17 protein-coding genes are annotated in these 24,142 nt (G+C 55.6%); 2 read left to right on the forward strand and 15 right to left on the reverse strand.

What is annotated here, in order from left to right; all coding sequences use genetic code 11:
• Positions 1-6: 6 nt before the first annotated feature.
• The 15 genes from FJD38_RS20700 to FJD38_RS20770 form a co-directional block, all read right to left on the reverse strand.
• A complete protein-coding gene (locus tag FJD38_RS20700) occupies positions 7-477 on the reverse strand; it encodes a flagellar basal body-associated FliL family protein (RefSeq protein WP_122784365.1) in 471 nt (156 codons plus the stop codon).
• A gap of 60 nt (positions 478-537) precedes the next feature.
• Positions 538-1,617: a flagellar hook-length control protein FliK gene (locus FJD38_RS20705; protein WP_146387244.1), complete on the reverse strand. Its 1,080-nt coding sequence runs from the start codon at positions 1,615-1,617 to the stop codon at positions 538-540.
• 3 nt (positions 1,618-1,620) lie between these two features.
• Positions 1,621-1,938, reverse strand: coding sequence for a hypothetical protein (locus tag FJD38_RS20710; RefSeq protein WP_146387246.1), 318 nt, complete (start codon positions 1,936-1,938; stop codon positions 1,621-1,623).
• A complete protein-coding gene (gene fliS, locus FJD38_RS20715) occupies positions 1,922-2,305 on the reverse strand; it encodes a flagellar export chaperone FliS (RefSeq protein WP_122784362.1) in 384 nt (127 codons plus the stop codon). The genes FJD38_RS20710 and fliS overlap by 17 nt, the downstream gene beginning before the upstream one ends.
• 8 nt (positions 2,306-2,313) lie before the next feature.
• Entirely contained in the window at positions 2,314-3,639 is a 1,326-nt protein-coding gene (gene fliD / locus FJD38_RS20720) for a flagellar filament capping protein FliD (RefSeq protein WP_122784361.1), read from the reverse strand.
• A 388-nt stretch (positions 3,640-4,027) separates the two neighbouring features.
• Positions 4,028-5,410, reverse strand: a complete 1,383-nt coding sequence (locus FJD38_RS20725) for a DUF1329 domain-containing protein (protein WP_208727533.1) — start codon at positions 5,408-5,410, stop codon at positions 4,028-4,030.
• 86 nt (positions 5,411-5,496) lie between these two features.
• Complete coding sequence (locus FJD38_RS20730; protein WP_146387248.1) at positions 5,497-7,185, reverse strand: class I adenylate-forming enzyme family protein; 1,689 nt, start codon at positions 7,183-7,185, stop codon at positions 5,497-5,499.
• A gap of 37 nt (positions 7,186-7,222) precedes the next feature.
• A complete protein-coding gene (locus FJD38_RS20735; RefSeq protein ID WP_146387250.1) occupies positions 7,223-8,350 on the reverse strand; it encodes an acyl-CoA dehydrogenase family protein in 1,128 nt (375 codons plus the stop codon).
• An 11-nt stretch (positions 8,351-8,361) separates the two neighbouring features.
• Positions 8,362-9,552, reverse strand: a complete 1,191-nt coding sequence (locus FJD38_RS20740) for an acyl-CoA dehydrogenase family protein (RefSeq protein WP_146387252.1) — start codon at positions 9,550-9,552, stop codon at positions 8,362-8,364.
• Between the two features lie 188 nt (positions 9,553-9,740).
• Complete coding sequence (locus FJD38_RS20745) at positions 9,741-10,910, reverse strand: acyl-CoA dehydrogenase family protein (protein WP_146387254.1); 1,170 nt, start codon at positions 10,908-10,910, stop codon at positions 9,741-9,743.
• Positions 10,911-12,089, reverse strand: a complete 1,179-nt coding sequence (locus FJD38_RS20750) for a lipid-transfer protein (protein WP_122784355.1) — start codon at positions 12,087-12,089, stop codon at positions 10,911-10,913.
• Between the two features lie 18 nt (positions 12,090-12,107).
• Positions 12,108-12,527 carry a MaoC family dehydratase gene (locus FJD38_RS20755; protein ID WP_122784354.1) on the reverse strand — a complete coding sequence of 140 codons (420 nt, stop codon included), beginning with the start codon at positions 12,525-12,527 and terminating at the stop codon, positions 12,108-12,110.
• Positions 12,499-13,632 carry an acyl-CoA dehydrogenase family protein gene (locus tag FJD38_RS20760; RefSeq protein ID WP_146387256.1) on the reverse strand — a complete coding sequence of 378 codons (1,134 nt, stop codon included), beginning with the start codon at positions 13,630-13,632 and terminating at the stop codon, positions 12,499-12,501. The genes FJD38_RS20755 and FJD38_RS20760 overlap by 29 nt, the downstream gene beginning before the upstream one ends.
• 1 nt (position 13,633) lies before the next feature.
• Positions 13,634-14,620: a bifunctional MaoC family dehydratase N-terminal/OB-fold nucleic acid binding domain-containing protein gene (locus FJD38_RS20765; protein WP_146387258.1), complete on the reverse strand. Its 987-nt coding sequence runs from the start codon at positions 14,618-14,620 to the stop codon at positions 13,634-13,636.
• 54 nt (positions 14,621-14,674) lie between these two features.
• Positions 14,675-15,460: an SDR family oxidoreductase gene (locus tag FJD38_RS20770; protein ID WP_122784351.1), complete on the reverse strand. Its 786-nt coding sequence runs from the start codon at positions 15,458-15,460 to the stop codon at positions 14,675-14,677.
• A gap of 145 nt (positions 15,461-15,605) precedes the next feature.
• On the opposite strand from FJD38_RS20770, the gene FJD38_RS20775 reads away from it, so the two are divergent.
• Positions 15,606-16,391, forward strand: coding sequence for an enoyl-CoA hydratase (locus FJD38_RS20775; RefSeq protein ID WP_208727534.1), 786 nt, complete (start codon positions 15,606-15,608; stop codon positions 16,389-16,391).
• A gap of 131 nt (positions 16,392-16,522) precedes the next feature.
• Positions 16,523-24,019, forward strand: coding sequence for a TrbL/VirB6 family protein (locus tag FJD38_RS20780; protein WP_146387262.1), 7,497 nt, complete (start codon positions 16,523-16,525; stop codon positions 24,017-24,019).
• Positions 24,020-24,142: the final 123 nt, after the last annotated feature.

The raw sequence follows: 24,142 nt of genomic DNA on the forward strand, positions 1-24,142 counted from the left end.
GGGCAATTACTGCACCAGCATCTTGCTGACCAACACCGACGTGAACGGTATGTCCAGCCCTTTGGCACTGAAACTCTTGCGCAGATCGGCCTCAAGACGTGACTGCAAATCGATGAGCGACAAAGCCCGCAACTGAATGAACGGCAGCGTCGACAATGAGCCGACCACTGCGTTGCGTACCAGCAGGTCGGCCTGCTTAAAAGCGCTCACTGACTGTTTGGCATCCCCTTGCAATGCAAGGTCGAGCACAAAGTAGTGCTCACGGTCCTCACCTCGCAGATTCACGACAATTTTTTCTACCGGATAAAACACGTAGTTCTCCGGATCTTGAACAAGCGGAGCCTCACCCGCCTGTTGCTCATGCTCAACACCCGCAGACTTGTCAGGGCGCAAGTACAGATAGCCAAACACCACACTCCCAAGAGTGATGACCGTGTTCAGCCCCACGATTAATAAAATGACACGCGGCATCCACATAGCAGTCTCTCACTCCACATGAAGTTCAATTTGGGCGGGGTGCAAACGCCACTTCTTCGGCTAAACCGTGACAAGCACGTCACTGCCATATCCTTTGGGCACACTGTCAGGCATCTGTGCGTCTTCTATTGCCTGAGCAATGGCGGGTTCATGCTGCTGGCGCGCCTGCTCTCGGGACGACTGCCCTCGAGAGTCGCTCGAAACCTGCACGTCAACGTGAAGCAAATTCTGCTGCACCAATTCTTGACGCATGCGCTCACTGGAATGCGCGAGCAAGCGGGCAACTTCGGTCTGGGCGGCCGAAATATGGACACTCAAGCGACCTGACTCATGACTGATAAAAATTTCAAGGCTGCCCAGCTCTGGCGGATCCAGACGAATAGTGGCCTGCTGAAAGCGCTGCTGAACCTGGATTTCAACGGTTTCACGCAAGGCATTGAGCATCTGTTCACCCCAGCGTGCTTGAGGGGCGACCAACTTGAGCCCACGCTCAAGAACAGGCTCCGATGTGGCGGTCGAGCCTGTCAGGACGGGTTGTGTCACCGTCGCATCAACCTGCTCGGCACTCACGGCCCCTGCATTCGACAAGCCTGCCCCCTGCCCCTCTGCGAGTGCGTTGATTACGGCGGTTGCAGCAGTCATGACGGGCGCTGGCGCGCCCCCTCGTCCTGCTGTCAAAACGTGGCTATCAAGCGATAACGCCATACGCTCACCCTCAGCCTGTTTTGCGCGACCCGGCATCAAGGGCGCATCAGGCAGTGGCAACGGTTCGTTTAACCCCTGCATCACACCGGCACCTGCTGCCAGTCGCGTCAACACACGCGCAGAAGACAGCGGCGGTGCAGCCGCTGCGTTTGAGTCGCGGGCCTGCACGTTGACTGCTTGCTGATTGAGCATCATAAGCAGCCATTGCTGAGGATCCGCCAGCAGCTCGACAGCGGGCGCTTGCTCCGCTTGATCGGGTGCCTGCGCTTGCCCGGCTGGCATTTCAATCAAGGGTAATGGCAGCTCAAGCTCGGGCGCTTGTATGACATCGACCCACTGCGCCAGCGCCTCACTAGCACCTTCCACCCCAGCGTCAGGCCCGAGTTGCGCCGCCAGCGGGCTGAAACCACCGAGTAAAGAAAGCGATGCGGACATGGCCTAGTTCACTCCTTGCAGGCTGTCTGCCAATGAATAGGCGTGACGTGCTTCTGCATATTCGGTGTGGTTTGCCAGCATCTGGCTCAAGCGCGCACATTCGCGCGCGCAAGCCTGCAAGGCATGACCGTGCAACGCCTTGAGCGGAGCCAGTTTGCGTCGAGTTTCATCGTTGAAGGGCTGGGCGTTTTGCAAGCGCTCAAGGCATTGCCTGATCAACCCGTCGACCTCCCCGATGCGCACCCAGTCTTCCTTAGCCAGGCCTTCGGCGAGGAGCTTTTGCAGATGGGCCAGACGATTGAATTCAGCTTCGAGCAACATTGACACCCTCCCAGCCTTCGCGAATCTGCTCCAGAAGGTGCATCACTTCATCGATCCCGGAGATGGACAACGAGGCGCTGACCTCCACCAGCCGATGCAGGCAATAGTCGTAAAGACGCGACAGACTGATCACCAGCTCCCCGCCCTGCTCATGATCGAGCGTGCTATTGAGCGCGTTGATGATGTTCATGCACTTCTCCAGCGACTGCCCTTTGAGATCGTAATGCCGGGTTTCAATGTGTCCACGGGCGCGAGACAACTCATCCAGCAGCCCATCGAACAGCACCAGCACCAATTGATAAGGCGAAGCGCAAGACACTTGAGTGTCGAGGTCGATTGCGCGGTAGCTGTCATAGCCGTCATTCATTTTTCAGATCATCCGAACATGCTGAAGGTTTGTTCCATCGCCGCCATAACCTGCGCCAACTGGGTGTACTGTTTGAGATAGCGCTGATAGTGATTCTGGTATTTGATATCCAGATCCTCGTATTTCTCGTCGACCCGTTGCAGCAGGTTATTGAGATTATCCTTGCGCGCCTTCATGGCCCCGGTGCTGCCGCTGGTATAAGTGCCGAGCCTTTTATCGAGGCTTTCCAGCAGATTTCCCGCGCCTGAAAAGAGTTTTTCGAAACCGTCCGGGTTTGCATCCAGCATTTTCTCGAAGGCTTTGGTATCCACCTTGAGCTTGCCGTCCGCCCCTGCCACCACACCAAACTCCATCAACGTGACGCCGCCAAACGGCGTGCGCAGTACCGAGTTGAGCATGGCCTCAATGGCACGGATGCTGGAGTCACCCGCCAGCGCACCGCGTTCGCCGTTCTCACCTCCCGAACCGGTCAAATCATCGAAGGTGCTCAACATCGTGTTGATCGCAGTGACAAACTCATTGAGCTTGTCATTGGTCGCTGTTTGGTCACGGCTGATATTGACGGTCAGCGGCTCGTCCCCCGCCTCATGCACTTTGCTGAACGTCAGGCTGACGCCTTCGATCATGTCCTTGAAGGTGTTGGAACTTTGCTGCAGCTTCATGCCGCTGGCGTCTGCGCCCAGATAGACAATGGCGTCCTGGGCTTTGGACAATTCCTTGGTGTTTCCCAGGCTGGTTTCCAGCGGGCTGCCTGCGGCATCTGTGCGCATTTCAATGGCGTACTGCTCGCCTGTTTCTTCGGCGCTCAAAACCATGGTCACCTCACCGCCGCTGCGAACCAGCGTGGCTTTGACCCCCTCGTTATCCGGGTGATTGTTAATCGCCGAAGCCAGCTCCTCCTGGGACAGTGCGCCATCGCCGTTACTGTCCGCAGCGGCGAGATCGACGGCAAACTCGACGCCATCCTGCTTGATATACAAGTTGCCCGAGTCGGCAGCATCATTACCCAGACCACTGACGGCGACCTGATGCCGACTCGCCAGTTGTTCAACAAAGAACTGATAGCTGCCTTCTTTGGCACTGGCACCAACCGTGGCACTGGCGATGCCTTCAGCGCTGAAGGTCGCCGCATTGATCAGCATGCTTTTGTCGGTGCCCTTGAAACTTTTGATCGCATTGCCCAAGGCTTTGAGCGCTGCATCCAGGGCGGTGACTGCTTCCAGCTGGGCCTTGTATTTGGTCTCGTTACGCTGGGCCTGCGCTAATTCGCGCTGAACTTCATATTCAGCGAGAAGTTTTGCCTGAGCCTGGATGTAGTCGGTATCGATAGCCATGTACGTGCTCTCCTTAATTGCTATTTAGCAAAACCGGTGCCAATAGATAACGTGTTGTTTTATATGAAGTATTTTTTGTTCTTGTGAAGCAGGATTTCCGTTTTCACGCAGAGGGCTTGAGTGGGCCGGAAAGGTTGTTTCCGGATTATTCAGCTCAAAAGTTCAGTAGGATTCAAAGGCGACATAAAGCGGGGATTGATTAAGGGCAGAAGTTTGAAGAGGGGAAATTGAGGGCCCCCAGAGGAGGCAGAGTGGGCCCAGGCGAGCTCGGGCGTAGAGCGCAGACTTTTCAGGGGTTGCGGTTCACCCCTGAAAACGCAAAAGCCCCGTCTAACCGACAGGGCTTTTGATCTTGCTTGCAGCTTACCGTTTGCAGCGTGGCCTTGCCTTAGCGCCCCATCGCCCGTGCAGCGTCGGCGGTGTACTGATCGGCAGTGAATTTACCCTCATTGAGAATCGGGCCCTTCTTCGCTTCGTTGGTCATGCCGTAGCCGGTGTATTGACCCGAGTTCAAATCGATAAAGAACTGCGAGCCGGCCTGCCAGGCACTCATGTCCGGGTGGTAGTAATAGTTGATCATCGCGTGCTTCCACAACTGGCCGCGGGCGTCGTAGTTGTCAGCCAGTACCGAGTTCCACGTGTCTTCGTCGAGAAACAGCACACGCTTGCCATACACATGGCGGTAGCCTTCTTTCAGATCCGCTTCAAGCACCCAGACACGACGAAGTTCATAACGCATCAAATCCGGATTGGGGTGGTTAGGCGTCAGCATGTCGGCATATTTGACCGTACCTGCGTTCGGCTTATAGGCATTGGCCGGAATGTAGATTTCGCGCTTGCCCACCAATTTCCAGTTAAAGCGCTCCGGCGAGCCGTTGTACAAACGGTCTTCGTCGACGGTCATGGTGCCGTTGGTGCCGATCATCGGCTGGTCATACCCGTAACCCGGCAATTGGCGCACGCGCCGGGTTGAAGGGCTGTAGGTCCAGGCCTGACGCGGGTCCGTGGAAAAGTTGTAGGGTTCGTGGGCGATGTTCAGCGTGCCGTTGTCACGCGCAGGCTTGAGGGTCATGTTGTTACTCATTGCCTGAATCTTGCCCGAGGTCACGGGCTCAACTTCTGGCGAGTTGGCCTGGGACAAGTTACGGGCGTATGCACGGCCCCAGCCAATGCTGCCGTTAGGCAAGACAGAGGCCAGATCGCTGGTTTTTTCTTCGGTCCAGGCACGCGCAGGCAATTGATGGTTCCACAGCAATTCCATGCCGTTTTTCGGAATCGGGAACGGCACTTGGCCCAACCCTTCGAAACCCATGCCATCGTTCACCAGCTTGGCATTCAAGGCGTTGCTCATCGCCCGTTTGCACACATAATCCGGGTAGCGGAAATCACGGTGGCCGGGGTAGATATTCATCTTGTAGGTGGCCGGATAACGCTTGAACAGTGCTTTCTGGCCTTCTGTCAGCTTGTCGGCGTATTGGTCCATGTTCTGCGCGGTGATCACCAAAATGGGCTTTTCAGCGGCATAGGGATCAACCGGCTGGTCACCGGAGAATTTGACGTGGTTCCAACCCGGCACTTCGCCCAGGTATTTACCGGTGTAAGGCGGGATGGTGCCCGCCGCGTTACCGGCCTGTTCAGCCCCCACACAGGTCAGCTCTTTACCCAGTTTGGCCGCTTCAGCGGGCGATACCTGAGCGAATGCCGACCCCATGACCAGTCCATTGACGGCCAGGGTGGCTGCGAGCACTACGCCTGTTCTTGTTATTTTCATGTATTGCCTCCTACGCGAATAAGGCTTGCTGGGTATGGGTTCATTCTTCGCCATCCACCGGCGAGCACATCGTCCACAAAGACTAATCAGGCCGTTACCAGCACTTCTTTGAGCAAACCTTTGAGCATCTTGCCCGACGCATTACGGGCGAACGGGGTGTGTTGCACATGAATCTGTGCTGGCACCTTGTAGCTCGCCAGACGCTGGGCAAAATAACCACGCACGGCCTCGCGGTCGGGGCAGTCGCCTGGGTTGCCGCGCACCACCACAAACACCACTTCGCCCAGTACATCGTCCGGTACGGCAAAGGCTGCCGCTTCAATCACGCCGGGCATTTCACACGCGCAGGACTCAATCTCGGCTGCGGAGATTTTCTCGCCGCCACGGTTGATCAAATCCTTGGCGCGGTCAGTGATGTAAAGAAAACCTTCCTCGTCAAGATGACCGATATCGCCGGTGTCGAGCCAACCGTCATTGAGTGTCTGGGCACTGGCTTCAGGCAAGTTCCAGTAGGCGTTCATCAGGGTCGGCGAGCGCACCCAAATCAGCCCGCTGACGCCTGCAGGCAGTGCACGCTGCGGGCTTTCACCAATGCGCACATCGACAATCGGCAACGGCCAGCCCGCCGACGCCGGTTTATAGACAAACTGATCTCCACCAATGGCTGCGCAAATGCCGTTGCTTTCGGTCAGGCCGTAACCACTGCCACCGACGGCTTCGGGTTTGCGTTGGGTCAAGTGCGCCAACAGACTGGCCGAGGGGGCAGCCCCACCCAGACCCAGGCCGAACAGGCTTTGGGTATCGGCACTGCCGAAGCGTGGCGAGGTCAGCAGTTGCTGCATCATGACCGGCGCACCGTTGAACTGGGTGCAGTGTTCGTCGCGGATCAGGTCGAAGGCTTTTTCCACGTCCCACTTGTACATCAGCACCAGACGGCGACCACCGCGCAAGGCCAGCAAAAACTGGGCGTGCAGACCACTGACATGAAACAGCGGCACCGCCATCAAAGTCGTGGGGGCATAACCGCTGTTGATCACGACGCTGATGCGCTCAGGCGAGCTGACCGCGCAAAAAACGCCCTGAAATTCCAGCGCCACCAAGGCCTGACACACCGCGCCATGGGTCGACAGCACGCCTTTGGCCAGGCTGGTGGTACCCGAGGTGTAGAGGATCATCGCCGGGTCATCGGCACTGATGGTCGGTACCGGCGCATCCTGCAGCGGCTCGGCCAGCAGGTCCTCCAGACGCTGGCAGTGCTCGTCACGGGGCTGGTTGGCATCCATGCCCACCACAACCGTCGCCAAACCTTGTTCGCGCAGGTCATCTTTGAGCAGTTGCAGACGCGGCTCGTCGCACAGTAAAAGTTGCGTCCCGCTGTCCTGCAACCCATGGAACAACTCGTCGCGCAGGCCCCAGCTGTTCAAGGGCACACACACACCGGCGCAGCGCTGGATCGCAGCAAACGCCACCAGCCAGGCCGGTTGGTTACGCATGGCGATTGCCACACGGTCGCCCTTGCGCACGCCAAAGCGGTGCACCAGTTGGCCCGCCAGACGATCGACCTGATCAAAAAACTGTCGGAAGGTCAGGCGTTGTTGCTCCCACACCAGAAATTCGCGATCCGCGTGGGCCCGGCCAGCGTCCATTGCAGCCCAGAGGTTTGGAGCGCTGTGGCGAAAGTGCTTGGGGCCGCCGGCCACAGGTGTCAGTACTTCATAGGGCGAGCCGGGACCAATCAGTTGATCCCAGGCGCTCTGCCATTGTTCAAGTTTCATCTTGTTATTCTCCTGACTCGAACCAATGCCCACAGGTTTAAGCGAGTGCGCCATAGCGCTCGCAGTGATATTCGGCATCCCCCAGGCACGCTTGTGCGACACGGATGCGCTTGAGAAACAAACCGACATCCAGCTCGTCGGTGACGCCAATACCGCCGTGCATTTGTACGGCCTCATTGGCTACTTTCACGGCCATCAGCCCGGCCTTCCACTTGGCCAAGCTGACCAGCCGCTGACGCTCTACCTCGCTCAAGTCGGCATCGTCCAGCGCTGCCAAGCCAGCCATCACTGCGCTACGGGCCAGCGCCAGCTCCACATAGAGCTGGGCCGAACGATGTTGCAGGGACTGAAAAGAACCAATGGCGACGTCAAATTGCACACGGGTTTTCAGGTAGTCGAGGGTCAAGGCGAACAGCTTTTCAGCCATGCCCAGCATCTCGGCAGCCAGACACACACGGCCGCGATCCAGTGCGATGGTCAATGCTGCACTGGCTGAGCCAGGATCGCCCAACAGGGCATCCGGCCCGACCTGCACCTGATTCAGTTGCAAGTGCGCGTGGTTACGCGAGTCAATCAGCGACAAGGGTTCGACACTTAAACCCGGCGCATCGGCTGGCACCAGAAACAGGCTGACACCCTGCTGCGCATTGCCCGCAACAACGAGATAGCCATCAGCCCCTACCCCGTCTATGACGAACGTTTTTTGCCCGTTCAGACAGAACCCCTGCGCATTGGCTACAACCTGCACCGCCAACTGCGCGGGGCTGTGCCGTGGGCGCTCGTCCAGTGCCAGGGCCAGGCGTTGCTCGCCGCTGATGGTGGCCGACAGCCAGCGATCTTGCTGTTGCGCATTGCCTTGCAAGTGCAACAGCGAACCGCACAGCACCACGCTTGAAAGCAACGGTGAAGCACTGAGGTTGCTGCCGATGGATTCAAAAATCGGGCCCAGGCCCATACAGCCGAAATCCAGTCCGCCGAGGTTTTCGGGGAATGGGATCGCACTCCAGCCCAGTGCTACCGCCTCTTGCCACAGCTGGCTGTCGAAGCCGAGTTCACTGCCCTCGTCACGCAAGGCACGCTGGCGGGATACGGGACTGCGCGCCGCCAGAAACTCGCGGGCGCTGTCGGCCAACAGCCGATGATCTTCGCTATAAAGCAGGTTCATGGTCTGGATCCTTACTTGACTTCAGGCAGGCCCAAGACCCGCTTGGCGATCACATTGAGCTGAATTTCCGACGCGCCGCCAGAAATCGTCAGGGCGAAACTGTTTAACCAACCGCGGGTAATCGCCTGTTCTTGTGGAGTAAACGCCGCCTTGTCCCAGCCCAGCGCATTCACCCCCATGACATCCAGCAGCACCTCAAACTTGTCGCGTTCCTGTTCGGTGTGCACCAGCTTCATGATCGACATCAGCCCACTGACGTCTTGCCCGGCGCGGGCTTCTTCACCCATGCGCTGCACTGTCAGGTTGTAGCTGTGCTCGTTCATCGCGCAGGCCACCGCCCGCGCTGCCAATGCCGACTCGCTTAACCCGGCGGGTTCGGGCAGGTATTCCTGCACCAGCGGCAGCAGGTGAAAATGCGTCGGCAAGCTGAACTCGCCGAACTTGGACATGGCTTTGCGCTCGTGCTGCAACAGGCGCTTGGCCAGGTTCCAGCCGCCGTGCAAGGGGCCAATCAACTGGCTTTTTGGCACTTTCACGCCGTCAAAGAACACCTGGCAAAACGCCGATTTACCACTGATCAAATCAATCGGCGCGACACTCACACCGGGGCTTTTCATGTCCAGCACAATCAGGCTAATGCCCGCGTGCTTACTGGCGCTGCCATCGGTCCTGACCAATGCGTACATCCAGTCCGACTTGTCACCGTAAGAGGTCCAGATCTTGCTGCCATCCACCACAAAGTGATCGCCCTCATCCCGGGCAGTGGTTTTCAGGCTGGCCAGATCAGAACCCGCATTGGGTTCGGAAAACCCTTGGCACCATCGCACTTCACCACGGGTCATCGGGGCCAACAGGTTGAGTTTTTGCTCTTCGGTGCCGAATTCCAGCAACACGGGTCCCAACATCCAGATGCCCAGATTGATTTGCGGCGGGCGGCATTTAAGGCGCCGCAGCTCGCTTTCAAGCACGGCGTTATATTCTGCACTCAGGCCGCCACCGCCGTAGGCTTGCGGCCAGTCTGGGCAGAACCAGCCTTTGTCACGCATGCGCTCGAACCACAGCCGGGCGTCAGCATTGGGAAACTCGACGTCACTGCCTCCCCAGACCAACTCCCCTTCAGGGATGGCTTTACGCTGCGATGGCGGGCAATTGGCCTCAAGCCAACTGCGGGTCTGCTCTCTGAACTGTTCAATCGCGCTCATGTAATTACCTGTGATGAAGTCGTAGCAGCTGCCGAGTTTTACGAGGCTGCGTCCGGGGACGAAGTCCTCGCAAACCCTGACTATTCGGTATGCCTGAACCACCATGGAGCCTCAGTCTGCGACTGCTGAGCAGTCGGACGCGGCCTCGTTCTACTCGACCGCTGCTACGGGGCTAAAGACGGTATCGCTCAGCGCTGGGTTCGCGGCATGCCCAGGCCGAACTGGGCAATCAGCTCACGCTGGATTTCGTTGGTGCCACCCCCAAAGGTCAAGGTCACTGAGGCACGTACTTCGTACTCCAGTTCGCCCTGCATGAGCGAAGCAGGCGAACCACCGCGCACCAGCCCGTTGGCACCGACGATGTTGCTCAGCACACGCAGGATCTCGATAGCCGATTCCGAGCCATACACCTTGGTGGTCGACGCCAGCGCCACGTCCATGCGGTCATGTTCCAGGTCGGCGGCGATGCGCAGATTGATCAGGCGCATCGCTTCGAGTCGGGCATAGCACTGCGCCAAACCCGCCCGAACCCACGCTTTGTCAGTCGCCTTGACACCGTTTTCGTCGGCTTCGCGCGCCCACATCAAGACCCGGCGAAACAATCCGACCACTTTGTCGGACCAGGCGCCCAACCCTAGACGCTCGTGGTTCAGTTGCGCAGTTATCAGCTTCCAGCCGCCGTGCAACTCACCCACCAGCATGTCGCAGGGCACCCGCACGTTGTCGTAATAGGTGGCCGCTGTCGGATTGCTGGTGGTCGGGATAACGGTGGTCGAGAAGCCCTCGGCGCGCGTATCCAGAATCAGGATCGACACGCCCTTGTGCCGAGGCCGTTCCGGATCGGTACGCGCAGCCAGCCAGATGTAATCGGCCGACTCGGCACCCGACGTCCAGAGTTTGTTGCCATTCACCACGAAGGTGTCGCCCTCAAGCCGGGCGGTGGTTTTCAGCACCGCCAGATCGCTGCCCGCATCCGGCTCGGAATAACCGATGGCAAAAATGATTTCGCCTGCCGCAATGCCCGGCAAGAATTTGGCTTTCTGTGCCTGGGTGCCGTGGGCCATCAAGGCCGGCCCCACGGTGCTGATGGTCACAAACGGCAGCGGTGCCCCGGCAATATTGGCCTCTTCAAAGAAGATAAATTGCTCGGTAGGGCCGTAACCCTGACCGCCGTGCTCCTTGGGCCAGCCCACGGCCAGCCAGCCGTCACGGCCCATCTGGCGGATGGTGTCGCGGTACAGTTCGCCGCCCTCCTTGCCGCGCAATTGATCACGCAGTTCAGGGGTCATCAGGTTTTGGAAGTAGTCGCGCACTTTATGGCGCAGGGCGTGTTGCTCGGGCGTGAGGTCGACGTACATTCAGGCTGCTCCCAAAATCAGACCGCTGGTGGGTACGCCTGTACCGGCCGTGACCAGTACGTTTTCGACACTGTCCACCTGGTTGACGGCACTGCCACGCACTTGCCGTACGGCTTCGGCCACGCCGTTCATGCCGTGGATGTAGGCCTCGCCCAACTGCCCGCCGTGGGTGTTGATCGGGAACTTGCCACCTCGGGCATGGTGCCCCGCGCGAATAAATTCCTTGGCTTCGCCCCGCTCGCACAAGCCGAACTCTTCAAGCTGGGGCAATACAAACGGAGTGAAGTGGTCGTAGATCACCGCCGTCTGCAAGGCTTCTGGGCCGAGGCCTGACTGGCGATACAACTCTTTGGCCACTACGCCCATTTCTGGCAGCCCGGTAATGTCATCGCGGTAGAACGAGGTCATGATTTGCTGGCCAGAGGTAATCCCCTGAGAACCGGCCTTGATCATCACCGGCTTTTGGCGCAGATCTTTGGCGCGCTCGGCCGAGGTGATCACCATCGCCACCGCGCCATCCGATTCCTGGCAGCAATCAAGCAAGTGCAGCGGCTCGCAGATCCAGCGTGACGCCTGATGCTCTTCCAGAGTGATGGGCTTGCCATAAAAGAACGCCGCCGGGTTAGTCGCGGCAAAATCTCGAACGGCCACGGCCACGCGGCCAAAATCTTCTGATGTCGCGCCATAGGTGTGCATATATCGCTGGGCAAACATGCCGACCCAGGACGCGGGTGTATGCAAGCCGTGGGGCATGTACCAGCCGTAATTGACGTTTTCAAAAATCGGGGTGGAGGCAAAGCCGTAACTGCCGCTGCCGAAGCGATACCACGAACGCTCGTTCATGGCGCGATAGACCACCACCACCTTGGCCACGCCGGTCGCCACGGCCATCGCGGCATGCATGATCGGCGCACAGGCGGCACCTCCGCCATGGGGCACCTGGGAGAAAAACTTGACGTCTTTGCAACCCAGCAGGCGGGCAATTTCGTATTCCGGAACTTTGTCCACGGAGTACGAGCTGAACCCTTCAACTTCACTGGGATCAATGCCGGCGTCTTTAAGCGCTGCCAGGGTGGCTTCCATGGCCAGGCGCAGCTCGGTGCGGCCAGAGTTCTTGGAAAATTCAGTGGCACCCAAACCAACAATGGCGGCGCTACCGGAAAGTGACGATTGCGTCATGTGTGCTGTCTCCCGCTATCAAGGCAGAACCAGCGCGACCGTACCGGTCACGTGGTTGCCCATGGAATTTTTGCCGCTGAGGGTGATTTCCACCGTGCGGGTGGCGGCATCCTGGCCCGTCACGGCGCCGTTGAAGGTCATACAATCGCCGGGGTAGTTAGGTGCACCGAGCTTGATTTTCAGCGACGTAAAACGCGCTGCCGGGCCGGCCCACTCTTCGACAAAGCGTTGCACCAGACCGTTGGTGGTCAGGATGTTCATAAAGATATGCGGTGAACCCAGCGCTTGTGCGGCGTTGAGGTCATGGTGACCAGGGAAATAGTCGCGGGTCGCAATCGCGCCGCCCGTTACCAGCCCCACGGTGATCGGGATCGCCAGAGGCGGCAGTGCTTCGCCGGGGCGTACGTCATCAAAGCGCTTGGTGTTCTTCAAGGTCATATTTCCATCCCAGCTTGTCGTTATGGCTCAGCCAATCGCCGAGGCGTTCAAGGCTTGCTGCCGATCCGCCCAGGGCACTGCCCAGCGCGCGGCTCCAGTAGAGAAAACGGTGCATCGGGTACGTCAGGTCGACGCCGATACCGCCATGTACGTGCTGAGCGTTATGCCCGATCACATGGCCCGCTTCACAGGCCTGCCAAGCGGTGGCCAGTGCTTCGCTCGGCGCAGGCAAACCGGCGTCGAGCCGATAGCACAATTGCCACAAGCAACTGCGCAACGCTTCAAGGGCGATATGGGCGTTGGCCATGCTCATTTGCACCGCCTGAAAACTGCCAATGCTGCGGTCGAACTGGCGGCGGTCGGTGACGTACTCCACCGTGCGGCGAATCTGTTCGGCGCTGACGCCCAGCTGCAATGCCGCCAAAGCCGCCGTGCTGCGCGGCTCCAGCCAGTCCAGTGCGGCTACCGGGAGCAACTGCTGGGCAGTAATGGGCAGCCCGTCAATATGCAGATCGGCAATCCCTTCGCCGTGGGTCAAACGCCCAGGTATATGGGTGATCCCTTTCGCGGCCAGTTCGACAAACGCCAGACGCGGCTGACCTTCAGCGTTGACCAGCAGCAAAGCAGCCTGAGACTGTTGCGCCAGTGCCAAGGCACCGACTCGCCCACTCAGACGCCATCCGCCCTCAACCGGCTGAGCGTGCAGTGTCATTCCGTGAGCAGTGTTGAGCCCGCTCAAGTCCAGGGTCAGCAGGGTACGTCCCGCCGCCGCGTCATCAGCCCATGCTTGCAAGGCCGGGTCTGCGAACTGTGCCAAGGTTGCGGCGGTCAACTGATGGCGCCACAACGGCACCTGCCCCAGTGCACGCCCTTGCGCCTCCAGCACGCACATCAACTCGGTCATGCCCAGCCCGCTGCCACCCTGCTGCTCCGGGATGGCCAAGGCCTGCAAACCGGTCTCCACGCACAATTGCCACAACGGTTCCATATAGGCTTGATCGCGCGTGTCGTACTGACGCAAACGGTCATCGGTGCAATAGTCGGCAAACACGCTTTGAGCCATTTCGGCAATCGCGAGCTGCTCTTCGGTTAATTCAAAATCCATGCTATGCCCCCTGCTCGGCGACTGGCCGGAACATCGGCAAGGTCATTTCACCGTCAAAGGTCTGGAACTCAAGCTGCAAGGCCTGACCGATACGCAGGTCCTCACGGGTTACACCCGCCAGCCCCGCCACCAGACGCACGCCCTCCTCAAGCTCGATCAAGCCAATGGGATTGGGATGATCGAACGGCGCTACTTCGGGGTAATGCATGATCACAAATGAATACAGGCTGGCGCGGCCACTGGCCTCAACGCTGTCCCAATCAAAGGAGTGACATTCGATACACACCGGTGCGGGCGGATGACGCAGGGTCTGGCATTGGGTGCAGCGCTGAATCAGCAACTTGCCCGCATCGCAGCCTTCCCAGAAAAACCGCGTGTCATCGCTCATGCCCGGTTTAGGACGCTTGATCACGGGCGCGGCATCCGCCTTGGCCGGCTCAGCCTTGACACTGTGATCCTTGGCCGGGCGGAACTTGAAGACGCGGAACAGCAACTCGCCCACCGCCTCGTCGCCACTTTTGTGCTCGACGAAATAACTCATCACCAGGGTGACAAAAAAGCCGGTGCCCAGCCCCGTGGTTTTCTCGTCGCCCACCGAGTCCAGACGCGTCGTGTAGTAGAGCTTTTCGCCCGGACGCAAGTTGCGGTTGAAAGTCAGCTCAGAGTTGACCGCCACCACAGACGGATAGCCGTAACTCTCGATCAGCTTGAGCACTTCATACGGATTTTCCGTGGTCGAGCCCGGCGGGTAGTTGTTGGCATGAAAGCCTTCCAGGCACCAGACCTGCAACATTGCCGGTGGTGCAACCAGCCCGTCCTGTTCACTGTTAGCGGCCGTGACCGCATCGGTGTACAGCGGGTTGTCGACGCCCATGATCTCGCACCATTGGCGAATCATCGGGGCGTTGACCTCGTCCCAGGCGTAGACGCGACCATATTCACGCCCCACCAGGGCGCGCACGTCGGTTAGCAATTGAGAATCAGCCACGTTCGTCTCCTGCGTGTAGAGAACGGCAACCCACTGGTCGCCGCTTAAGGTCGATCAATGCACTGCGCTCTGCGCGGCACCCAGAAAAGCCGGACGTTCACCGCCCCCGTGCAACAAAAGATTGCAGCCACTGGCATATCCGGCCATGGGCGAAGCGATAAACAGGCAAGCGTTACCAATGTCTTCGGGCAGCGCCATGCGCCCGGCGGGAATCCCGGCACTGACCGCGGCAACGCCGTGCTCATCGCCGTAGTGCAGGTGTGATTGCTCGGTTTGAACCAGCCCCGGACTGACCGCGACCACTCGCACCTTGGGTGCCCATTCCACCGCCAGTGACTGTACAAGGGCCAGCACACCGGCCTTGGCCGCGCCATAAGCGGCTGTGCCGGGCGATGCGCGCAAAGCGCTGATACTGCCGATAAACACAATGCAACCGCCGCTGGCCTGCTGCTGCATCAGGGCGTTAGCTTGCTGCGCGACATTCAGGGGGGCGATCAGATTGAGACGGATAATGCCTTCGTGAAAGCGCGGCGAAGCAGTCGCAGCCTCGGCCGCCGGGCTGCCACCCGCGTTGTTGATGACCACATCAAGACGGCCGAAATCAGCGCGAATACCGTCAAACAATGCCTTGAGCGAATCCAGATCACGCACGTCACACGCCATGAAAATCGCCTGCGCGGCGCCGCCCCGAGGCAACACTTCAGGAGCCGCCCTGCCACACACAATCACCTGCGCGCCGGCCTGGAGAAAACTGCTGGCGATCCCTGCCCCGATACCTTTGGTTCCGCCGGTAACCAGCACCACCTTACCGCTGTAGTCCAGCCCTGAGAGTTGGCCCATGACACGCTCCTCTTCTACTGATAGAGCCACTCTAGGGGCTACGCTCAGGGTGCTCGTCGTCTGAACGGACGATGAAGCGCGCGCGTGTGAACGCAACACTCCAGCACAGGCTGTGCTGACAGCCCCCTGCTCAATGAGGACCCACATGTCTGACCCGACTGCTGCGCCGGTACTACTGGAGTTTCCGGCCCTGGGCGTAGCCCTGCTGCGCCTTAACCGCCCGCAGGCCACCAATGCCCTGAGCCTTGAGCTGCAAGCCTTGCTCTCTCGCTACTTCACCGAGTTGGCCGAAAACCCCGAGGTGCGCTGCATCCTGCTGACCGGTGGGGACAGCGTGTTTGCCGCAGGAGGCGACATCAACAGCATGGCCGGTGTGGGGCCAATCGACATTTACCAACGTCATACCGAACGGGTCTGGGCGCCGATTCAGCACTGCCCCAAACCGGTGATCGCGGCGGTCTGTGGTTATGCCTATGGCGGCGGCTGCGAATTGGCCATGCTGGCGGACATTATTGTGGCGGGTACCAGCGCGAAGTTTAGCCAGCCGGAGATCCGCATCGGCATCATGCCCGGCATTGGCGGCACCCAACGTTTAGTGCGGGCAGTGGGTAAAGCGAAAGCCATGCGCATGGCCTTGACCGGGCAACCCATCACCGCTGAAGAAGCCTGGATATCAGGGTTGGTCAGTGATGTGGTCGAGGATGGGCAGGTACAAGCCCATGCGCTGAAATTGGCGACCTTGATCGCCGCCATGCCGCCTTTGGCCGCTGAGCAAATCAAGGAAGTGATCCTGGCCGGTGTGGATGCACCGCTGGAGACTGGCCTGGCATTGGAACGCAAGGCCAACGCGCTGTTGTTTGCCTCGCGCGACCAGAAGGAAGGGATGCAGGCCTTTATTGAAAAGCGTACCGCCAAGTTTAACGGGAACTGACCTGGGTAATATTCCAGACTACCAGCGGTCATATAGATTCAAAAAGGTTCATATTCGCTCAATAAAACATAATAAATGTCCTACGCTTTTGTGTATTGATTCAGACCTGTAAGCCTTCAGGGTTGAACGACATGCCAGCGGTTACCCATGAAACAAAGCAGCCCTCGAATACTGCCGCACAGGCTACAACAGCCGCGCAGCCGGTTAGTGAACACACACAGCAATCGAGAGCGCCCGTTGTATTCATGGGTGCCCCCCTCACCTCTGGCACCCACAGCGAGGGCATCAACGGTCAAGACGAAGCCTTTTGGCAATCAATCTCGTCACACATGCTTGAACACGCCTTTCAAGTCATGCTGGAGAGCCTATGGGCCGCCATCAAAGAGCGATACGCCAAGGAGTTTGAATTACTGAGTGACGCCACTGAACTGTCAGGGGTTTTGCTCGACGCAACGCTGTCGATGATCGATAAGTGCGCCCGGATCGTTGCCTTTCTTGAAATTCAAAAAAATAAAATTCCCCAGATAAAAGATGAGATTGCGCTTGTCCAAATTTTACTGCGCATCGTCACTGATCTGGGTGGAGCGGGCAGCACTGTATTCAAACGCAGCGTCCTCACGCTCGAGCATCTAGAACACCTGCTCAACAACCCAGCTGTTCAAGCATTGGCCGACCCGAGTTCTATCAGCCCGTTACGCACGTTGATTGCATCACTTAAGGACTGGACTCTCTGGATAGAGCGCTTATCCAAAGTGTCATGGCAATCACCTGAAGCCATAGTCAAGGATCTTGTGGAAGGCGATTTCCTTCCCGACTGGATGAATAACTTTGTGGTTCAGGGGCAAGCGTTGTACGCGCAGTTGCAGCTCTACTTCGAGAGCTCCGCAGATCCCGCAGACCCCACACACAGTGAAACGCAGCGGCGCCTGAAACATCATCTCATCCAGTTCAAGGAGGCTGACGCGGTCGAGACAAAATTCGCCATTCTCATGAACGTGTTGGCAGATGATCAAGCCCTCGCACTTATCGAGCACTACGTGCCGTCAGCCCTTCAAGGGCTATTTAAAGTGTATGCGATGGTGCAGCCCGCTCAGTTCAGAGCGGACACACCAGAAGAAGGTCAAGCCGATCCTTCTGGCCTGCGAAAAGCCTTACTGAGCATTGATCACTTCACCAGTCAGGTATTTGTCGATCAACTCAAATCTGAAGGCGGCGTTCTGGGCGAGAGCGTGGCCGAGCCTCTGACCAGAATCAGAGCCGTGCTACGCGGCTCCGCCAGTCAGGAAGCAGGGTTCAACATGCTTATGCGCCTGACTGACCCGCACATGAGCTGGCTGGATTTTGCTGAAAAAAGTGCTCTGGAGCTCCTTGCGTTGCCCAGTGCATCGGATGTACTGGTCGGGATGATCAGTCACATCGTGGGCCAATTAAAAATAGCGCGCGCGCTGTCCCGCGTGCCGGACCAACAACTCTGGCAGGAATTAAAAGCGAGCGGTTGGCACCAACTGCCCGTCTTGATTGCGAACGCGGTTAAAAGGGATATGCAAAAAAAGCCTTCACAATTGGCACTGGCCCTGAACACAGCAGCGGATTTACCAGAGGGTCTGATCCAGCAAGTGCTCGATCAAGTCACACGCATCGCGCTGTCATGGAAGGACGACGATTGGGCGGCTTTTATAAGCGAAACCCAGTTGGCAATGACAAGTCTCATAAAGGTATTGCATCAATCCGGCCGCTTTTTGCCGAACAAAGTACAGAAAGCAGTCGATATAGGTCTTTGGCTGGCGCGAATGATTTCGCACCTGATGATGCTTCGCACTCTGTGGAACCTGCGTTCGGGCAAAGAAGTGTTAGGTCAAATGGCGATCGAGGAAATACGCCATCACATCAATCGTTTTGCAGGGGAACGTGCACTCTGGGCTTTCGATCAGGCGTTGCCCTGGCTCCCGCTTATGCCACCGCTGTACAGATTATTGAAAACCCTGCCACCGATTGAGCCCGGGCAGCAGATCAAGTGGCTGATCAACCTTTTAATCCGCCTCTATAGCCTGCGGGCCATTGAGTCGGGCGAAACCATCGACCTATGCGAAAAAGTAGAACATGTCGCGCAACAGTGGCTGGCCGGTATACCCGTTGCAATGCTCGGCCCCGCCGTCCTTGAAGAACTCAAGGCACAACCCAGCGCAATAGCAAAAGCGTTTTTCGTTGGGCTAAGAATGACAGCGGCCACGGCAACCTACATCAGCCCATTCATAGGCAGCGTTACCCGCTCACTGCAAAACAGTATGCGCGGTGGTATGGGCGAAATGCGCTTGACGCCAGCCCAACAATTACTGTTTTTGGGTGTAGGGGCTGCAAGTATCGGCACCGTTGGTGCTGCACCTGTGATTGGAGCGGTCACTGCAACAGGTCTAACAATCGGAGCCGCGGCCACAGTCTCCGTGGCAGGTGCTATTTACGGTTTGGCCGCCGGTTCCAATGCGCAGCCCTCTAAAGTGGTGCCCATAGCATGGGGCGCTTCCGCCACGGGTTCGCTAGGGCTAGGCATCCTGTTTGCCTGGAAGGCACACCAGAGCAGAAAACAACGTTTAGAGGCAGCACCTCATGAAGAAGCTTACGCTGCGGTCAACCTCGATGAACACTCTATAGCGGACAGTGCAATTGATCTCGGCAATGAAGAAAGTGATAGAGAACACATCGCTTTAAATACAGGCTTGTCTAAATCCCTTCGACAGCATGAGCAGCCGGCAACGATGTTACACCCGGCCATCTATGGAACACTGTCAGCGGTTTTTTTTGCCGGTTCACTTTACGCAATATGGTCTGCCTACGAAGCATCGCGTAAAAATAATCGCGTGCTTGAGCAGTTGGATAAATTACTGACCCAAACAAAGGAAAGTATATTTTCAGATAATAAAGAGCAGGTCATCAAAAACATCAGCGAGTTCTTGCAGTTGACTCATGACTTGAACGGTGTCATATCGCAGCCTGCCGACAATGGTCAATCTCCAGATAACACAAGTGAAAGGCTGGCAACGCGCGACGTTATTCATTTGACCGCGTCGAATGATCCAGGCGATATGCACGAGCAGAGCTTCAACCCCGACGAACTCATGATGGATGCTCCCTATACGTCTTCAGAAGAACAGGAGGAGGACCCAGGAGAAAATCAGGTTGAAGAAGATGAAGACATAGAAGAAGAGCAAGAAGATCAAATACTCCCCCTGATGCGCGAAATTCTGGAACTGGAAGTTAATCTGAATTATCTACGGGCAGAAGGAAAGCCCATAAACTCATTGCGTGTCATGCGCGCACAACTAGATATATTGACTCAGCGACTGGCAAAAAGCCAAGCGCTGATGAAAAGTGCCGTACACGAATCTAACAAACGCCTGACTATGACAAATGTCTATGCCTATAACATGCTGCACGAAATGAAAAACTTCTACCCTCCCGAAATAGCCGACGTCTGGAGCCAATTCGATCCACGCGCACGCATTCCCTTTAGCTTCACCTCACAAGACGGCAAACTACTTGCCACTCAAATTCCACTGGTCAACTTCCTGAATGGAGACATCGATAAGAGACTAAAAGAATTCAAGGGCCGCAGGCCGATAACGTTCAGCACTAAGTATAGCAACACTGAAGTGGCACAAGACTTATTAGAGGGGTTAAAAGATTACGTACCAGGCAAATGGACTAAAGACAAAACACTCAAAAGACTCATGACCCCGATAGATATCATGACCAAAATACCTCCTCCGACGACCGCGGACAGACTGAGCATCAGAATCAATAAAGCAGGCGCCGAACCCGAAAGCATCGCGCTATCACTGGACATGTACATTCGCAAGTTGCATACAGATACCTCGTATACATCAAATGACATAACGTGGCCTGATCATTATCCGGAACCGTGGAAAAAAGAGTTCGACAAACCCAGTTTTAAGAAAGCTTATCTGGCAGGCACCACTTCCATCCCACATTGGAATGCCCGCCATGAAGATGAAGACACCTTGACCCTCCAATTTATAAAAGCGCTTTGGCAGGAACCGAAGATGGCCAGTAAAATTGGCAATCACCCTCAATTAAAACTGATGAATCTTGATTCAACTATCGGCCTGGCGACAACCGACAGTGAGGGCGCTACAAAATCCACACAAAGGTCACTCATAAACTTCTTTTTTGAAGAAAGCGAACGCTCCAGTGAAAGCACTAATGTGACCATCAGCGACCCAGCAGGATTGCTGATAACGGATCCATTGCTGCGAGAGTTCATACAGGAGAGCAAACATGCTCGACTTAAAATCATAGAAATTTTGCAGCTGGAAAAAGCGCGCAAAACATTGAATGTACCGACGACTGAAGGACTTCTGCAAGATGCTCTCGATGCAGCAGTAAAAAAATATTTACCCAGCACTGCCTACCCGGGCAAGCTCCAACTCAAAGACACTATAAAAGTCAGATTCAGCATGAGTTATAAAGACGCCCTCGGTACGTCACCCCTTCCTATTCCCAGACTGGCCGAAATGATTCTAACGCCTCCGACAGCGCCCGAGGTTAAAGAATTTACGCTCAGTCAAGTCATGAGCAAACTGGCCTTGCGTTACGGAGACACAAATGGATTTTTATATATTGAATATGATATCGAAAGAAAATTCCTGCCAGAAATAATTAGCTTTCTATCCAGTGAGGATTGGCAAGTCAATCTAATCAGCCGATTGGACGCCTATAAAGCGGATGATGTGCAAAAACAAGCATGGGCAACTATTTTTACTCCCCTACTTGATGCAAGAATACCTCAGCCCTATAAAAACAGCCCCATCACCTCGATAAAATACGATTTCAGGCCCCTGCCCGGTGTATTTAAAATACCCACAGGAAGCACCAGCTTCCAGTTACGATCAATCTTCAGCGACACTTACTTTGAATTCAATGACCGCTTACATATGCGGCGTGCACACGATTTGCGAACCCGCAAAAGCAATGAGCCCAGGCGACAGCACGAGGGTTTTCTTCTTTGGCTGCGAGAACATCAAGGCACCTATTTCAAAGATAATTCTGAACACTCAGCGTCAGCCGCCCTTGGAGATTCCCTGGGTGCGGATAGTAAACTCTATGAAAATTTTGACAGTAACAAATACCCACAAGATGATGTGACACTGGACACACCAGTACTGATGACGAAACTCATGTTCGACCATCTGGTCAATCAATTAAAAGAGGATGTCGATGTCTATATAAAATCCGATATTGAAGTCTTTGTTCATAAAATATTTCAATATATGACTGACCTCGGCCTTTACATTGGTTTGGCCACGCTGCCCCTCAGTGGCCCGATTGCATTACTCGTATCTGCAGGTCTCGCAGCGCTCCCTTTTTTAGAGTTAACCGTTGCGGACACTCAGGAAGAAGCACGGAGTATTTTCATGACAAGCTTCTTGAACGCCCTCATGGATTACTCGTGGGGAGGCATAGGTAACTCTAAAAGTGTGAAAACGGTGTTAGTGAGCCACTTAGCCAAATCACAAAAATACATGGCACCTGGGAGCAAGCAGATTCTAAGACAATTGGCTAGAAAATTTATGCTGCTCAATACGCCAGGTGGTAGCGCCGCCTATAAAGAACCTTGGGACTATGTTGCGGGCAGGCTGGTGAAGTTAGGTTATAAACCCAAACAGACGTTAAGGATCAAGGGTGCCCTGGAGCAGGCTTATAAAAGCCCAGCCAACGCTGACAACACTGCCATTTTAGAAACCTTCCTGGACATTATCTATTTGAAGGTTATTTTCAGTGATTTCTTTATGGTCAGGAAAGGCGAGCTCATAACTATCATGACTAAAAACAAGCTCCCTGATACAGGCTCACATTTGAAACATGTACTTGTCAGCCTGGGTGGTGGCCACTTTCAAGGCATCGGTAATAACGTACTGCATCCTGATTTAGATCCTGCCTCGTCCATCCTTGCCGCTGATGATTTGGTCAAATTAAGCGAGGGTACTCTTTTCAGTGACGTTCCTGATCCTGATAGACAGCAGCTGTTTTTTGCAAAAGGCACGATCAAAGATCAGCCAGATCCACCCGCAAATAACAGAGTACCGACGACGACTGAAGCATCGACCACAGCACAGACTTCTGACGCCCCCCGTCAAGTTCCGAATGTCACCCAGCAAACTATCCCTGGCCCCTACCTGAAAGACCCTTGGTACAAACGAAAACTTTGGTCAAATCGCTATGTGCTCGAGCACTTCATTGAGACCCGTTCACCCGGGTATTTGAGACTTAAAAACACTCACTTAGAAGCGTTCACGATGACCCTCTCCAGCCAACAACAACTGACTATCGAATGGTGGTTAAAACCATCCTCCCTCGCTGCAGATCAAGAAAACCATTCGCCTGCGCTAGAGTCGTCCGGAAAATTTAGTACCACGGTATTTGAACCCCCATTGTCGACCTATGACAGAATTGTCCAGATACTGCTCAAAGATCCACACGCAAATTATGAGCTGTATACACGACAGTCAGACCAGAGAGGCTCACTGGTTGATGATGATTTTTTATTCCGACACGAGGGTTTCCCCTTCGAGCTCAGAACTTTAACGTTGCGTGATTATGGTGCTTTGGGTGATAGTCTCTTGGTAAATCTCAGCGTTATCAATATAAATGAGTACTTCACCCACTACCTTACCGTTAAGGATATTCAGGGCCGTTTAAATGTTAACGCTCTGGGCCTGCTGGACTATTTGCTGGCTGTTCAATTTCAGATGGATCCTGCCCCCTGGCCTGCGATCATCACCCGCGAGTACCTAGAGGAGCGTTTTGAAGAACTCACCTATAGCCTAATCCTTGCTGATATTCTCACTGAGTTTCTCACGTTAAATCTTGATTTAAGGTCATCACCACACGCTGACACTCAGTTTCTTGTTTCAGCCTCAGGCATTTCCGCATTCCTTAAACATCTGGCCGCTGAAGCCTCTTATATCCTCCATCAACCTCTCAACACGTCCCGGTACAGTCAGGACCATCCACAGTCGCAATTTGGTACAGACCTGAGTTCGTTAAAAGATAAATTACACCCCAATCTAGCCACTTGGATCGCTGTCATAAGTTATGCCGGGGGCCTACCAAAATCCATTATGCCGCCCGCACAACCTAGGTATTATGCAACCCACCCTGAAGCTTCAACTAGCCAACCTTTTCAACTGGCAGGGTCAATTACCGCTCCAGAGGATGAAATCTTGCCCATTGGTCAGAACGTTAATATATACATCAGTGATGGCACCACTAAAACTCATATTCTAGATATTACACTTCCCGCCGGATTTACTTCTCCGCCCATGGCAGCGTACTACATTGCTAACGCTATAAACCTCAACATGTCAAAGTTGAAAATGCCACTGAGTAATGATCTAGAATTTACGGTAGTTGCCGGCGACTCTATCACCTTTAAAGGTGGCAATAGTTCGAACGCCAGCCATTACGTTAAAGCGGTCCCCAAAAAGAAAATTTTTATTCATAGCAATTTGAACATGCTAGGTATCCCACGCACATTTCAGGTGCTCGTAGAGTTTGGAAGCGATGATGACTACGATCCCTACAAATACGCCATGTCGCATACACAGGGTTAAAAGTTTCAGTAGCCTGTCTTTTTTTAACTCTTCTTTCGTACCCAACTGATGGTCGCAGGCGTTCAGGTGCGCGCCAATCCCGCTCCGTTAACGTGTATGCATAATCCGGCTCGGCACACTTTT

Origin of the sequence: Pseudomonas saxonica (assembly GCF_007858365.1) — a bacterium.
GTDB classification, from domain to species: Bacteria; Pseudomonadota; Gammaproteobacteria; order Pseudomonadales; family Pseudomonadaceae; genus Aquipseudomonas; species Aquipseudomonas saxonica.